The sequence below is a fragment of the Flammeovirga aprica JL-4 genome (assembly GCF_012844305.1).
GTDB lineage: Bacteria > Bacteroidota > Bacteroidia > Cytophagales > Flammeovirgaceae > Flammeovirga > Flammeovirga aprica.
The window spans coordinates 40338-55682 of sequence record NZ_JABANE010000043.1 but is presented as its reverse complement, the minus strand read 5'-3'; the positions used below and the strand labels follow the sequence as shown (position 1 = coordinate 55682).

Here is a 15345-nt window from a genome sequence, read left to right as displayed (position 1 = left end):
TGAATATATTTTAGGTATTTATTGTAATTTTCATAAAAAAAAGAACTCTTTTTTATACTTATTGAACATTTTTCAGCTTTCTTTCTCTATTTCCTCCCTTAATTTCTTAGGCAATTTATTAAATACTAACTCATAAGAATGGTCGATGGATTTATACATTTCTGCTTCTGGTAAATCACCAAAAACAGTAATGGTATTCCAATGTTTTTTATTCATATGATAACCTGCTTTTACCGCGTTGTAACGTTCTCTCATTTCTAATGCAAGCTCTGGATCACACTTCACATTAAAGCTTTCAAAATTGTCAATATCCGTCAAAGCAAACATTTTACCTGCCACTTTAAATACCAGTGTTGTTTCATCAAAAGGAAACTCTTCAGTCACTGATTTTTTGTTTAAACAATAATCTCTGAACTCTTCAATATTCATAATTCAAAATTTAACTTTTTATTAACATATTAAAATCAACAATAACAATGTACATAGCCATCATTTTACAACGTAACTTTTATAACACCTATTTATTCTTTGATTTTTCTTTCCAAATATTAACTTTTACGCTTTACTTTGCGACTTAAAATCTAACAAATATTCTAAACAATTCACCGACTACACTGTTTAAGGCATATACTTAGACAAATTACAATTATGAAATACTTACACCTTATTTTTTCAATATTCATTATCTCCTCCTCAGCTTTTGCACAGAAAGGTGTCATCAGAGGTAAAATAAGTGAACAATCAAACAACCAAAGTGTACCTTATGCAACAGTTGTGATTCAAGGTACAACAACTGGTGCCACAACGAAAGAAGATGGAACATTTGAAATAAAAAATCTTGAACCAGGACTTTATAACTTGGTGGTAAATTACGTTGGTTTTGCCCCTGCTTCTAAGGAAGTGGAAGTTTCTAATTCCAGACCAGCTTTTGCCGAATTTAAACTTACTCCTTCTACTCAAGAATTAGACGAAGTAGAAGTAGTTGCTAATGGTTTTTATAAATCGGATGAATCGCCTGTATCTGTTCAAAGGATAGGTGTTACTGAAGTAAAAAGAGCGCCAGGTGCCAACAGAGATATATCAAGAGTACTGCAATCGCTTCCAGGTGTTGCTTCAACAGCCTCTTTCAGAAATGATATTTTAATTAGAGGTGGTGCCCCAAATGAGAACCGTTTTTACCTTGACGGAATTGAAATACCTAATATCAATCACTTTGCAACACAAGGTGCCTCAGGTGGTCCAGTAGGTATGATTAATGTTGATTTTATTGAGAATGTGGAATTTTATTCAGGTGCTTTCCCTGCAGGTAGAGGTAACGCATTATCATCTGTTATGGAATTCACCCAAAAAGATGGACGTACCGACCAACATACAACCAATGTAATTATTGGTACATCTGATATCGGAGTTACTTTCGAAGGACCTGTTACTGAAAAATCATCCATCGTTGTTTCCGCACGTCAATCTTATTTACAAGCGTTATTTGCTGTATTAGGCCTGCCTTTCTTACCGACTTACAATGACTTTCAGTTAAAATATAAGTATAAGCTAAACCAAAGAAATCAAATCTCAATTGTTGGACTTGGAGCCATTGATCAGTTTAGATTAGCTGATTCACCTGGAGATCCATCTGACGAAGATTACGAACAAAATTTATATACGCTTAACAATACTCCCGAACAATCACAATGGAACTATACTATTGGTGCTAAGTATGAGCACTTCAGAGATAATTCCACTTTCACCTTTGTGGCATCAAGAAACATGCTGAACAATGCTCAGTACAAGCATCCTGATAATGACACTAGTCAGCCTAGAATTTATGATTATAAATCACAGGAGATCGAAAATAAGTTCAGAGCTGAAGGTGTTACATTTACAAATACAGGATGGACATTCAGTTATGGTGTAAATTATGAGTATGCTATGTACAACAACAGAACTGAGCAAACGCTTTATGATTTTTCTACTGGCGGATTAGAAACAATCAACTTCAGATCTGACTTAGGTTTGAACAAATGGGGCGGTTTTGCTACAGTGAGTAAGAAATTTATCCAAGATCAATTGACATTATCTTTAGGTGCAAGAGTTGACGCTAATGATTACTCTGATAGCATGTCAGATTTACTCGATCAATTCTCTCCTAGATTCTCTGCTTCTTATCAGTTTACGCCAAGATGGAGTTTAAACTTCAATACGGGTATTTACTACCAACTTCCAACTTACACTACTCTTGGGTATAAAGAAGGTGAAGACTTCGTCAACAAGACCAACAACTTATTGTACATCAGGAACAAACAGCTAGTAGGTGGATTTGAATATAAAATTCCTGAGAAAAACGTAAAGTTCACTCTTGAAGCATTTGAAAAAGTATACGATCAATATCCTTACTCTGTCAACAATCAAATCTCATTGGCTAACCTAGGTGCTGATTTTGGTGTAATTGGCAGTGAAGAAGTGACAAGTACATCTAAAGGTAGATCAAGAGGTATTGAATTTATGGCACAGCAAAAGTTCTTTAAAGGATTTTATGGTATCTTCTCTTACACTTATGTAATGTCTGAGTTTACAAATGCTGATCCTAACGTTTACGCACCTTCATCATGGGACAGTAGAAATATTGTTAGTTTGACAGGTGGCAAGAAATTAGGCAAGAACTGGGAAATTGGAGCTAGATGGTTATTCTCTGGAGGAACTCCTTACACTCCTTACGATGAAGAAGCTTCAATGCAAAGAGAAGTTTGGGACAATGAAAGAAGAGGTGTAAAAGACTATTCACAAGTGAATACATTACGTTTAGATCCTTCTCATCAGTTGGACTTTAGAGTTGATAAATATTACTACTTCGACAAGTGGAGTATCAACTTCTATTTCGACATTCAAAACCTTTATGGATACCAAGCAAAAGGACAGCCTATTCTTACTACAGAATTAAATGCTGACGGCTCTCCAATGGTAGACCCTAATGACCCTTCTAAATACGTTCCGAAGTATATAGAAACTACTAACGGCATTGTTCAGCCTTCTATCGGAATCATCATAGAATTGTAAATTTTTAAAAATATTGCACAAAAACCTTCATTTCTATCAATTTTAGAAGTGAAGGTTTGTTTTTTTATAAATTGTAGACTTATTTTGAAGTCCATACCATTTACATCTAGTAAGACGTAAGTGTTTATAAAGAAGAGGTAAGAGACTAGGCTCAACGACCCTCTAGCAACCATCTCCATTGATAAGGTGCTACATCCTAGCCTAATTATTAGGACATATAAACGATAGAATATTTAGACGTCTGAAAGTCAACACAAATACATTCTGCTCAATTATATACACTGTAATTACGCTAAAAAAGGTCGACCTATACTCTCCTGCCCTCAATTTCTTGTTTCAATAAAAAAGAAGAAAAGGTAATGCAAGAGCATTTTTTCACATATAATAAAAAGTTCAACCTTGAGTTAGGAGGAGAATTAAACGGTTTAACTCTCTCTTATCAGACCATGGGCAGTATCAATGAAGATCAGTCCAATATTATTTGGGTTTGCCATGCACTTACCGGCAACGCTGAAGTTTCTGATTGGTGGAGCGGTTTGTTTGGCGACACAGCGATTTTCAATCCCAAAGAACATTTTATTATCTGTGTCAATGTCATCGGTTCATGCTATGGCTCAACAGGTCCATTATCCATTAACCCGGATACCAATGAACCTTATTATGACACATTTCCAGCTGTTACTATACGTGATATTGTTGCTTCTCTTGATCTTCTTAGAAAAGAATTGAAAATTGATAAAATCAATACACTTATTGGTGGATCGCTTGGAGGTCAGCAAGCTTTAGAATGGGCAGTTTCAAATCCTGATTTAATGGAAAACTTGATTATCTGTGCCACTAACGCAAAACACTCTCCTTGGGGAATTGCTTTTAATGAATCACAGCGATTAGCGATTCAGGCCGATCCTACATGGGGAAAGAGAGATCCGCAAGCAGGAAGCAGAGGTTTGATCGCCGCTAGGTCCATCGCGATGCTTTCCTACAGAAACTACAGCACTTACGAGAAAACACAAAGCGAAGACAACGAGTCTGTAACCGACAACTTCAAAGCTTCATCTTATCAGGAATACCAAGGCAAAAAATTACTAAGCAGATTTAACGCCTACTCTTATTGGACGCTTTCTAACACTATGGATTCTCACAATCTAGGCAGAGGCAGAAAATCAATTGAAGAGGCATTGAATGGTATAAAAGCATACACTCAGGTCATAGGAATTACTTCCGATGTCCTTTTCCCTGTATCAGAACAAAGATTCATCACACAGCACATCCCGAACGTTACTTATGAAGAGATCACTTCATTGTATGGACATGACGGATTTCTAGTTGAAACTCAAAAAATTGCAGGAGCTATTCAATCTTTCTTCAAACAAAAAAACAAAAAGAAAATAATAATATAGAAATTAGGCATACATTTTGTATCTTGGGTAAACAAGCAGTCATTATTGACATCAAACGAGTATCCATATTAGCCAACAGCTACAATGAAAAATATTAAAAGAAGAATCTTGTCATCAATTGCACTACTAACTTTAGGAGCTTTAATCTTTTCATGTGCGCCTAGAAATAGTGCAAGTGCAAACTACTTCCACAAAGAAAGAAAGAAATATGAAATTATGGACCAACATTCAGAATGCCCACAACTGGTGAAGTCTATACGATAATTTCATAAAAACATATCATAAAATCCTTTTCTCATAATAAAAGTATTCATGAGGAAAGGATTTTTTCATATTTAAAACTCACGATAACCATAATTTTTTTATAATTTAGGCTGTCAAAAAAACCGTCATCATTTTTTTAGCAAAATATGCAACGTGATATTGAAATAGCAGAATTAAGAAGATTAACCCAATATATAGACGATAATTTTGATTACGACTTCAAGAATTACGCAATGTCTTCCTTTACCCGAAGAGTACGAAGAGTAATCGAACTGTATAAATTCACATCTGTAGAAGCACTCATCAAAAAATTCAAAAGCGACCCTGCTTTTTTTCAGGAGTTTGTTTCTGAAATAACCGTCAACGTTACAGAGATGTTTCGTGACCCTACGTTTTGGATCAGCTTGAAAGATGAGATTATTCCAGATGTAATTAAAGAGCATCGCAAAATAAGTATATGGCATGCAGGATGTTCTTCAGGAGAAGAAGTCATCTCTATGTGTATTCTTCTTAAAGAATTAAACTGCCTTGAGAATGCTACTATTGTAGCCACTGATATAGATCAATCTATCATTAATAAAGCGAAGAAAGCTTCTTTTTCAGCAAAAAATATGGAGCTGAACAAGCAGAACTATGAACGTTATGGAGGCAAACATGACTTCTTGAGCTACTTCGTTGAAGAAAATGGCTTCTTTTACATCAAACCTGAACTTATAGAAAGAGTCTCATTTAGAGTACAGGATCTCGTAAAAGGAAATCCTTTTTCTAAATTTGATTTGATTCTTTGTAGAAATGTTATGATTTACTTTAATCAGACATTACAAAATGAAGTACTTAAAAAGTTACATGGAAGTCTTTTCAAATATGGAAATCTTGCAATTGGATCAAAAGAATCATTGATTTGGTGTGATATTGCCAATAAATTTGTTGTAGTCAACAACGAAGAGAAAATTTATAAGAAGATCAAAGATTAACTTCCACACACTACTCAATGAAATCTTCATTTTTTCATAAAAAGTACAAAGGAATAGTGATTGGAGGTTCAGCTGGCAGTTTCAAACCGATAACGAAACTGCTTGCCGATCTGCCAAAGGACTTTCCTATTCCTATTTTCCTCTGTCTTCATAGACTGAAACATGTTAGGCATGGTTTTATAGAGGCTTTATCTATAAAGAGTTCAAAGCCTATTGCAGAACCTTTAGACAAAGAAATAGTAAGGCCTGGTATGGTTTATCTGGCTCCCGCTAATTATCACTTATGTATTGAATTAGGCAACACAATGTCTTTATCAACGGAAGGGCTGATCAACAACTCAAGACCTGCCATTGATCTTACATTCAAAAGCGCTGCTTATGTTTATAAAGAAAAGCTTATTGGAATTCTGTTTTCCGGAGCCAACAAAGATGGTGCTTTAGGAATGAAAGCTATTAAGGATAAAGGTGGCGTAACGATAATTCAAGACCCTGAGGAAAGCATGATGAATACTATGCCTCAGTCTGCAAAGCAGGTCACTGAAATAGATTTTTGCCTTGAAGCTGAAAAAATTACAAAATTTCTATTAGATTTATACAAGGCTTATCAAAAATAGGCGTTACATATTTAGAGTTCTGAAACTTTTTCAAGCAAACTAGATAGTATTTTGAAAACAACACAGAAAAGAACAAATATTAGAGAGAAAACCATTCACACGGTATACAAGGTTCCCGTGATCATAGCAGCATCTGTTATGGTATTCACGTTCTCCCTTATATTAATATTAGAAAATCAGTATCCAAATATCCTATCACTTATAGGAGTTCTCGAAACGAAAGATTTCAATAGAGAAACTTACCTTTTAACATTGGGGTATATCGATCTGGTTTTTGTGATGATATTATTTTATCTCATCTTCAATAATAATCAAGTCTTTAATATTATACTTGGGGTTGTATTTCTGTTCCTTTCCTTTTTCTCCACCTCAAGGCTTTACGGTCTTCCAGAGGAAATACTAAACGCTTTAGAGAGAAAAGATGATAAGACCTACCTTCAGATCATGGATCTGAGTGGCCCCACCTTTTATACTATTGGCTTTACGTTTGCTGTTCTGATTTTTCTTTTATTCAGACTTATATCTCAACTGATGAAAGACCGTGAGGATCATATTATATATGTTCCAAAATACTTCTCAAAAGAGAATCAGAATAGAGAAGAAGAAGCAAAAGATACATTTAGAGAAAGAGGACAATTGATTAAAAAGAATATCCAAGCTTCTATTCTTAACAGAGAAGAAGGTGATGATAAAGAGCAAACACTTTTAAATTCAATCTGTCGCGAGTTCCAGGTCAGTACTGGTATTTACTATAAAACAACTGTGGTTGATGGGAAAAATATGATATCCTTCTCAAAAGGCTTCTCTTTTTACTTACCAGAATCACAAACACTGTCTTATGAATTTGGAGAAGGATTACCGGGGCAAGTTGCTGCTACTAGATCTTCCATTATTTCAAATACAATTCCAGACAATTACATCAAAGTAGTATCAGGTTTAGGCGACTCTACTCCAAGCTCATTGATGATTGCTCCAATTTTGGACGCTGACGCCAACTTATTAGGCGTAGTTGAATTGGCCTCTTTCAAGAATTTCACTCCTGAGGATCGTGAGATTTTAGATAAGGTGACAATTTGGTTTACAGAAAGTTAAAATATTGATATAAACAGTAGGACTTTATATATATGTTTTTCCAAGACTTAAAGATACGTACTAAAATTACTATTATAATGTTACTCGTTGTAACCATTACGGTAGTGACTATTAGTTCCCTCTCTTATTTTCAAACTGAAAATTCGGTTGAAAGAAGGTTCTCTCAAACTTTTGATGTCATCAGTACACTGAAAGCAGAACAGATAGACCAGAAATTCAAGTACATTGAACAAAACTTGAAGTACATGGCTAAGTCTGCTCTAATTGTAAACAATGCCACAAAGTTGAAATACTTATTTCAATCAAAGTCTAGATCCTATAAAGATTCTACTTATTACGAGATCAAGAGAAAGCTGGACAACGAACTCTTCCCTAAGCAGATTGTAAATGGGTATTCTAATATCATTATTACTGATAACAAAGGAAATGTACTCTACACAAGTTACACTTTCCCTGCATCAGTAATTGTTGGTGATAGAAATAAGAAGTTTGAGAAAATCATTAAGAAAGCAAAAACAAAGACATACTTCTCTGAACCTTTCAATACCGAAAAAGGAGCTCATATCTATGTTGTTTCCCCTCGAATGAAATCAAGGTTTGGTGAATTGGGACACGTTATTATTCTTTACAGTCTTCAGAAAAACATCTACCCTATTGTAGAAAATAGAACAGGACTTGGTGATACGGGTGAAATCTTACTTTCAAGGCTCTCCGATAATCAATCAAGTAATGTAACAATTATATCCCCCCTTAAAGGTAGTCCTAACTTGCTCACCGAAGTAATCAGTTTAGGGGACCCTTCTAATATTGCAATTCAAAAAGCTGCAAAAGGAGATTCTAAAGACTTTAGTTATGATATTGACTGGAGAGGAAAGAAAACCATTTCATACTGGAACTATATTCCAACCACCAACTGGGGTCTGGTCGTGAAAATTGATTATGACGAAATTAAAAGCGGTTTAAATGGTTTAATTAGAACGTTCTTCTATACAGCTATTGTCATCATCTTTATTTCTATGATGATTGCAGTGATCTTCTCTAAATACCTCACAAGTCCAATTATCACACTTAAGAATAGATTGAACCTAATCGCAAAAGGTATTCTTCCGCATGAAGTAGTCAATCTATTTCACAAAGATGAGATTGGTGAAATGTCCATGGCAGTTCAAGAAGTGGTAAATGGTATGAAGAGAACGGCCAATTTCTCAGAGCAAATTGGAGAAGGAAACTATGACGCTTCTTATACATCTCTAAGTGATGATGATACATTGGGTAATGCCTTGATCAGTATGAGAGACAGTATTCAAAGAGCGGAGAAAAGAGATTCTGAACGAAATTGGATTATTACTGGTGAAGCTGAAATTGGTCAGATTTTACGTAATCACAATGATCTTGTAGAACTTGGCAATGAAGTAATCGCTTTCACAACGGAAAAGATCAATGCCGTTCAAGGTGCATTTTATGTGATTGAAGGTGCTACAGATGAACTTCCTCTTGAAGAACAGGAAATTCAACTGATAAGTACTTACGCTTATAATAAAAAACGATTCCTGCAGAAAAAATTCAAATTTGCTGAAGGTTTAGTTGGACAGGCTGCAATTGAGATGGAAATGATTTTGAGAACTGAAATACCAAGCAGTTACTTATCAATCACTTCAGGTCTATTAGGAGAACAAAAGCCGAAATCAATTCTTATCATGCCTTTGATTGCCAATGATAAAGTGTTCGGTATTTTGGAATTTGCTTCGTTAGATTACTTCTCAACAATGAAGCTGGATTTCGTAAAAGAGATCTCTCAAATCATTGCCAGAACTATCTTTAACATTAAGATCAACGAACGTACTGTAAAACTTCTTAAGGAATCACAGCAAATGAGTTCCGAGCTTTCTGTACAACAAGAAATCCTTCGTCAGAACGCGGAAGAAATGGAAGCGACTCAAGAGGAGTTACAAAGAACTAACCACCGTCTTGAAGAGCAAGTTGAAGAAGTAAAACATTCACAAAACAGATTACAATCTTTATTAGAAAATGCATCTGAGGTAATTACGATTTTTGATGAAAACGCAAAAATCAAGTTCGTCAGTCCATCTTCTAAACATATCTTGGGTTATAAGCCAGCAGACCTTATCAACCTTTCTTATTTAGACAACTTACATAAAGACAGTGTAGATGAAATAAGAGATTTCATTAACTCTTTAGTAAGTTCTAAAAATGAAGAAACGCTAAGTGCTCAATATAGATATAAACTTCAGGACGGACGTTATATATGGCTGGAAGCTACCGGTATTAATCTTACAAAAGATCCGGCAATTGAAGGTATTGTAATCAACGCACAAGATATTACTGAAAGAAGAAGAGCAGAGACAGAAAAGCGTATGCGTACACAAATGCAGGCCTTGTCTGAGAACTCACTCGACTTAATTCAAAGATTAAATAAAGAAGGGTTAATATTCTATACAAACCCTATCATTGAAGAACTTACTGGCCTTTCTGCTGACTTGTTCTTAAATCAGAAGATCGAAAACACCGCATTGCCAGAACATATCATTTCAGAATGGAAAGATATGCTGATTGAGGTGTCTTCAAAGAAAGAAAAATGTACTCGTGAGGTCGAATTCCCTACATCTAGCGGAAATAGATTTATGACCGTTACGGCTATTCCAGAATTCAATGAAGACAACGAGTTTGAAAGTGCTCTATTTGTTTCTCATGATATCACTGAACGTAAGAAATCAGAATTAGAAATCTTGCTTAAAAACAAGAAAATTACGGAAAGTATTAATTATGCAAAACGAATTCAAGGAGCAATTATTCCAGAAACAGAGATCATAAAAAGAGATCTGAAAGATTGCTTTATTCTTTATAAACCTAGAGATGTTGTCAGTGGAGATTTCCCTTGGTATTTCAAAAAAGATAACGATGTTTATATAGCCGCCGTTGACTGTACAGGACACGGAGTACCGGGTGCATTGATCTCTCTAATAGGTTATTTCATTCTTAATGACATTGTACAGAACAATCATCACATTTCTCCTGGTGAAATTTTAGACCTACTACATCAAGGGGTTACAAAAACCCTACGACAAGACTCTAATAGCAGCACAAGAGATGGAATGGATATTGCGATTGCAAAGATAGATGTTGAAGCTAGGAAAATAGAATACTCAGGTGCACATAGACCGCTATTCCTTTTCAAGGCTGAAAGCAAAGATTTTATTCAAGTAAAAGGAAACAAATTCCCTGTAGGAGGAGAATACAAAACAAGAACAAATTTCACTACTCACGAGATTCAGCTAGAAGAAGGAGACGAGATTTTCTTATTCTCAGATGGCTACCCTGATCAATTTGGAGGGCCTGAAAATCGAAAATTCGGAGCTAAAAGAATACGTGAGGTTATTTCCAATTCTGATCATAGTAACATGGAAGAAATTGCTCAAACTCTCAATCAAACATTTGTTGACTGGAAGGGCAATGCTAAGCAAACTGATGACGTTATAATGATGGGAATAAGATTTTAGTAAAGAAAACTTGTTAGTTTCCTACGTTTAGTTATATTTGGAAATATTTTTTTTACGTCTAAATTTAATATTCGTAAGAATATAGCTCCAACAAATTTTTAAGTTGGTTAAATAATTCTGTTCGGACATATGAAATACATCTACGAACTTCACAGGACAATGCTTGACAAAGATCTCATCCTCGTTTATGAAGGAGAGATTACGCAAGATATTACCAAATCTGTATTATCCATGGCGGAAAGAAACATGGACTCATATGGTGAACAGTCAAAGATCAAAAGAAAGGTCTTTAATGTTATGGTAGAGTGCTTGCAGAACATCAGTAAGTATGCCGTCCCGATGGAGAAACAATCTGACAAAAAAAACAGTGCTGTCTTTATGATTGGTAAAGAAGACAACTCTTATTTTATCACGTCAGGCAACCCAATACTTTCTAAGAATGTCAGAGGCATTGCTCAAAGATTAGAAAGAATTAATGACCTCGATAAGGATGGTCTAAAAGATTTATATAAAGACATTATCAAGAATGGTAAGATTTCAGCCAAAGGTGGTGCAGGTCTTGGCTTTATTGATATGGCTAGAAAATCAGGCGAGAAACTGCGCTTTGATTTTGAACCCATCAACGATGAGTTCACATTTTTTTCTCTTAAAACGACAATTCCAAGAAATCTAAAATAACTTTACATGAAAGTCCTTAATCTTGCAGGAACGGAGGATACGCCAAAAGTCATCTTGGACAAAGACAACGAACTATTCGAAATTTCGGGTAGATCACTTCCAGAAGACTCAGCAGAATTCTTTGCTCCTATCCTAAAGTGGATAGAAGAGTATGCTGAAAATGCAAATAGCTCAACAAAGTTTTTATTCAAACTTGAATATTTTAATACAGCATCATCTAAATTAATTTTGGATGTACTGTCAGCATTAGAAGAAATAGTAGGTACAACAATTGTATGGTACTATCATGAAGATGATGAAGATATGCAAGAAGCTGGAGAAGAGTTTGAAGAATTAGTAGAACTTGAATTTGAATTCGAAACATACTAATATGTATCTTTTCTCAATAAAAAACACTTGGCTTTTCTATTAAAACCAAGTGTTTTTTATATTTACTTAATAAATAACCTTTTTTGATGCAATATTTGTTACCATTATTGCATTAATTAAATGTATACTCAATGGAGTGTATATTTATTTTTTGTTTTGAATTGAATTTCCGAACTATTGTCGGCAATCTATGAGTGAAGAAATATTAAAGGCACTGACGCAACTTTTTGCTATCATCTCTACACAAGATGAAGGTTTAACAGAAACAGAAAGAAATTTCGTAATCAACTTCTTGAATCAAGAACTTGAGAAGCGTTCTGTTGAAGAATATATAGAGCTTTACGATCAACTTATCAAAGATGAAGAAGACCGTATAGCAAAAAGAAAAGCAAAGGCTGCTAAAAAGAGAGCTGCTAGAGGTGAAAACGCTGACGATTCAGTATCTGACGCTGTTTCAGTGAGAAACTCAGTAAGAACACTTTCTCTATGTAGAAAGATCAACAAGACACTTGACCAGAAACAAAAAACGATTGTTATGGTGAAGTTGTTGGAGCTTGTAGCTTCTGATCAGTCATTTACCCCACAAAGAATGGATATTATACATACAGTTGCTGATGTATTTAATATCCCTTCTCCTGAATACAAACTCCTTGAACTCTTTGTGATTGAAACTCACTCGTCAAAAATTGACAGTGAAGACATTCTTATTTTCGATGACGAAATGCCTCCAGAGGGAAGTAAAATCAAATTTATTGATTCTGGTCTTCTCGATGGTGAAATCATCTTTATCAGGCTAAAAAGTGTTTCTCTATACTTCACAAAGTATACAGGAAAGGACACAATCTACCTAAATGGTCAGCCTGTTGCTGCTAATACAGTTCACTTATTTTCTCCTGGTAGTATTTTCAAAACTCCTAAGGGAGCACCATTATACTACAGTGACTTAGTCAACAAATACAACTCAGATGAAATTGGTGGCAACATCTCTTTCATTGTTGAGAATTTAGAATATAAATTCCCTAATGGACAAGTAGGTCTGCGTGATATCAACTTTGGTGAAAACACAGGACAGCTTGTTGGGATTATGGGAGCTTCAGGTGCTGGTAAAACAACACTTCTGAACGTACTTGCTGGTTTGGAAACGCCTTCTAATGGTGAAGTAAGAATCAACGGTTACAACCTCCACAAAGAAAAAGACAAGATTGATGGTGTGATAGGGTACATTGCCCAGGACGACCTTTTGATCGAAGAACTGACAGTATTCCAAAACCTTTATTACAATGCGAAACTTTGCTTCAAGGATATGAATGAAGCGGAGCTGACAGATAAAGTAAATGAAGTACTTTTCAGTTTAGGTTTGGATAGAATTGCTCACCTTGTAGTAGGTAATGTACTCAACAAAAAGATTTCTGGTGGTCAGCGTAAGCGTCTAAATATTGCTTTAGAGCTTATCCGTGAGCCTGCAGTAATGTTTGTGGATGAACCTACATCTGGCCTTTCATCAAGAGATTCAGAAAACGTAATTGACCTTCTGAAAGAATTGTCTCTGAAAGGAAAGCTAATCTTCGTAGTAATTCACCAACCTTCATCAGACATTTATAAGATGTTTGATAAAATGTGGTTGCTCGATACTGGTGGATACCCTGTATTCTATGGCAACCCTATTGAAGCTATCACAACTTATAAGAGTGCCGCTGGACAAGTAGACAGTGATCAGGGACAATGTAACACTTGTGGTAATGTAAACCCTGAACAACTCTTCAATATCATCGAAGCACAGGTTGTGGATGAATATGGAGAGTTCACCAACAAACGTAAGGCTACTCCTCAAGATTGGTATAAAGTTTATGCTGATTCATTCCAGAAACCGGAAATAGAGGAAGTACATATTGATCCTCCTAAAACACTTAGAATTCCTTCTAAGATCAAACAAACTGCAATTTTTACTATCCGTGACTTCTTAGCCAAGTTTAGTAACAAGCAATATTTATTGATCAACTTATTAGAAGCACCATTCTTAGCGGTATTGCTTTCATGGGTCATCTATTACATTAAAGATAATGACTCTGACTATGTCTTCAGACACAATGAAAACGTACCTGCCTATATCTTGATTGCTATTTTAGTAGCATTGTTTATGGGTATGACCGTAAGTGCTGAGGAGATTATCAAAGATAGAAAGATCAAGAAAAGGGAATCCTTCCTGAATCTAAGCCGATCAAGTTATCTTTTCTCTAAATTGATTATCCTTTTTGGTTTTTCAGCTGTACAAACTTTCACATTTGTATTGATAGGCAATACCGTTTTAGAGATTCCAGATTTATCTTATCAGTATTGGTTAATTCTATTTACTGTTTCATGTCACGCCAATTTAATTGGTCTGAATATTTCATCTGCATTCAATTCCGCAATTACTGTATACATATTGATTCCTATTCTTCTGATTCCTCAAATGATTTTGAGTGGGTTGATATTTGATTTCAGTAAGCTGAATAACACAATCAGTGAGCATGGTAAAACACCATTGATTGCAGATATAATGGCTTCTAGATGGGCATATGAAGGTCTTTCTGTTGAACAATTCAAGAACAACAGATATGAGAAGCCATTCTTTGAAATGGATATGCAATTAAGCCAAAGTAACTACAAGAGTGCATATTGGGAGCCTAGAATGGAAGAGATTCTTTACAATGCACAGCTTAATAGTAAAAATACGAATGACAGTACTGCAAAAATCTTAGCTGATGATATTCTTACTTTGACGAATGAGATTAATGCTGACTTATTCTTTGCATCAAGTGAAGAGAAAAAAGCAACAGTAATATCTTTCTTAGAGGATGGGAAAATCACATCTAGTGAAGGTAATCAGTTCAGAAAAATCCTTTATGAGTCATCGATCTTCTACAACGATTTCTTGATAAAGGCAGAAGAAAAAAGAGATGCCAAGATCTACGAAATGAAGAAAGAACTTGGTGAAGACTTTAATTTATCAGAGTCAAAAGATAAATATTACAATGATCAACTAGAAACTTTCGTTAAAAACAAGACGGTTCTGAACAGAACTGTTGTTGATCACAATAGAATTGTGCAACTTATAGATCCTATTTTCTTCATTAAAGAAAATACGAGTGGAGTTTTGGACTACAGAACTCACCTTTTTGCTCCGGCAAAGAAATTTTTTGGCACATATATTGACACATTTACATTCAATGTACTGTGGATTTGGATGATGTCTATTCTTTTATACTTCACGCTTTACTTCGAATTATTAAAGAAACTGATTGAAGGAGTTGAAGTCATTTTTACAAAGATTGTCTCTAAAGAAGCATAAACACAACTGTTATAGTATCCACATATATTTTGGATCGCAACTATCTTAGAAAAC

The 15345-nt window shown here is 35.0% G+C and carries 10 protein-coding genes and 1 riboswitch; of the genes, 9 read left to right on the top strand and 1 reads right to left on the bottom strand.

Annotated elements, in window-relative coordinates:
* Nucleotides 1–72: 72 nt before the first annotated feature.
* A complete protein-coding gene (locus HHU12_RS16295; RefSeq protein ID WP_169657814.1) occupies nt 73–429 on the bottom strand; it encodes an MmcQ/YjbR family DNA-binding protein in 357 nt (118 codons plus the stop codon).
* Nucleotides 430–648: 219 nt separating this feature from the next.
* Between HHU12_RS16295 and HHU12_RS16290 the strand changes: the two genes are divergently transcribed.
* The 9 genes from HHU12_RS16290 (at nt 649) to HHU12_RS16250 (ending at nt 15291) form a co-directional block, all read left to right on the top strand.
* The gene (locus HHU12_RS16290) at nt 649–3051 is read left to right on the top strand and encodes a TonB-dependent receptor (RefSeq protein ID WP_169657813.1); all 2403 of its coding nucleotides are present in this window, start codon (nt 649–651) and stop codon (nt 3049–3051) included.
* A gap of 121 nt (nt 3052–3172) precedes the next feature.
* Nucleotides 3173–3275: riboswitch (SAM riboswitch) on the top strand.
* A 135-nt stretch (nt 3276–3410) separates the two neighbouring features.
* Entirely contained in the window at nt 3411–4451 is a 1041-nt protein-coding gene (locus HHU12_RS16285; RefSeq protein ID WP_169657812.1) for a homoserine O-acetyltransferase family protein, read from the top strand.
* A 410-nt stretch (nt 4452–4861) separates the two neighbouring features.
* Nucleotides 4862–5689, top strand: a complete 828-nt coding sequence (locus tag HHU12_RS16280) for a CheR family methyltransferase (protein WP_169657811.1) — start codon at nt 4862–4864, stop codon at nt 5687–5689.
* A gap of 17 nt (nt 5690–5706) precedes the next feature.
* A complete protein-coding gene (locus HHU12_RS16275) occupies nt 5707–6303 on the top strand; it encodes a chemotaxis protein CheB (protein ID WP_169657810.1) in 597 nt (198 codons plus the stop codon).
* Nucleotides 6304–6354: 51 nt separating this feature from the next.
* Complete coding sequence (locus tag HHU12_RS16270; protein ID WP_169657809.1) at nt 6355–7395, top strand: GAF domain-containing protein; 1041 nt, start codon at nt 6355–6357, stop codon at nt 7393–7395.
* Between the two features lie 77 nt (nt 7396–7472).
* On the top strand, nt 7473–10913 hold the full coding sequence (locus tag HHU12_RS16265; RefSeq protein WP_240971001.1) for a PAS domain S-box protein: 3441 nt from the start codon (nt 7473–7475) through the stop codon (nt 10911–10913).
* Between the two features lie 129 nt (nt 10914–11042).
* Nucleotides 11043–11591 carry a SiaB family protein kinase gene (locus HHU12_RS16260; protein ID WP_169657807.1) on the top strand — a complete coding sequence of 183 codons (549 nt, stop codon included), beginning with the start codon at nt 11043–11045 and terminating at the stop codon, nt 11589–11591.
* A 6-nt stretch (nt 11592–11597) separates the two neighbouring features.
* Nucleotides 11598–11960 (top strand): DUF1987 domain-containing protein, encoded by a 363-nt coding sequence (locus tag HHU12_RS16255; RefSeq protein ID WP_044202790.1) that lies wholly within the window; start codon nt 11598–11600, stop codon nt 11958–11960.
* 190 nt (nt 11961–12150) lie between these two features.
* Entirely contained in the window at nt 12151–15291 is a 3141-nt protein-coding gene (locus HHU12_RS16250) for an ATP-binding cassette domain-containing protein (RefSeq protein ID WP_169657806.1), read from the top strand.
* The last annotated feature ends 54 nt before the right edge of the window (nt 15292–15345 follow it).

Excerpts from the sequence above, each read along its gene's own strand:
- HHU12_RS16275 (WP_169657810.1), top strand. The coding sequence starts at position 5,707 with ATGAAATCTTCATTTTTTCATAAAAAGTACAAAGGAATAGTGATTGGA.
- HHU12_RS16290 (WP_169657813.1), top strand. The coding sequence starts at position 649 with ATGAAATACTTACACCTTATTTTTTCAATATTCATTATCTCCTCCTCA.
- HHU12_RS16255 (WP_044202790.1), top strand. The coding sequence starts at position 11,598 with ATGAAAGTCCTTAATCTTGCAGGAACGGAGGATACGCCAAAAGTCATC.
- HHU12_RS16285 (WP_169657812.1), top strand. The coding sequence starts at position 3,411 with ATGCAAGAGCATTTTTTCACATATAATAAAAAGTTCAACCTTGAGTTA.
- HHU12_RS16280 (WP_169657811.1), top strand. The coding sequence starts at position 4,862 with ATGCAACGTGATATTGAAATAGCAGAATTAAGAAGATTAACCCAATAT.
- HHU12_RS16295 (WP_169657814.1), bottom strand. The coding sequence starts at position 429 with ATGAATATTGAAGAGTTCAGAGATTATTGTTTAAACAAAAAATCAGTG.
- HHU12_RS16265 (WP_240971001.1), top strand. The coding sequence starts at position 7,473 with ATGTTACTCGTTGTAACCATTACGGTAGTGACTATTAGTTCCCTCTCT.
- HHU12_RS16250 (WP_169657806.1), top strand. The coding sequence starts at position 12,151 with ATGAGTGAAGAAATATTAAAGGCACTGACGCAACTTTTTGCTATCATC.
- HHU12_RS16260 (WP_169657807.1), top strand. The coding sequence starts at position 11,043 with ATGAAATACATCTACGAACTTCACAGGACAATGCTTGACAAAGATCTC.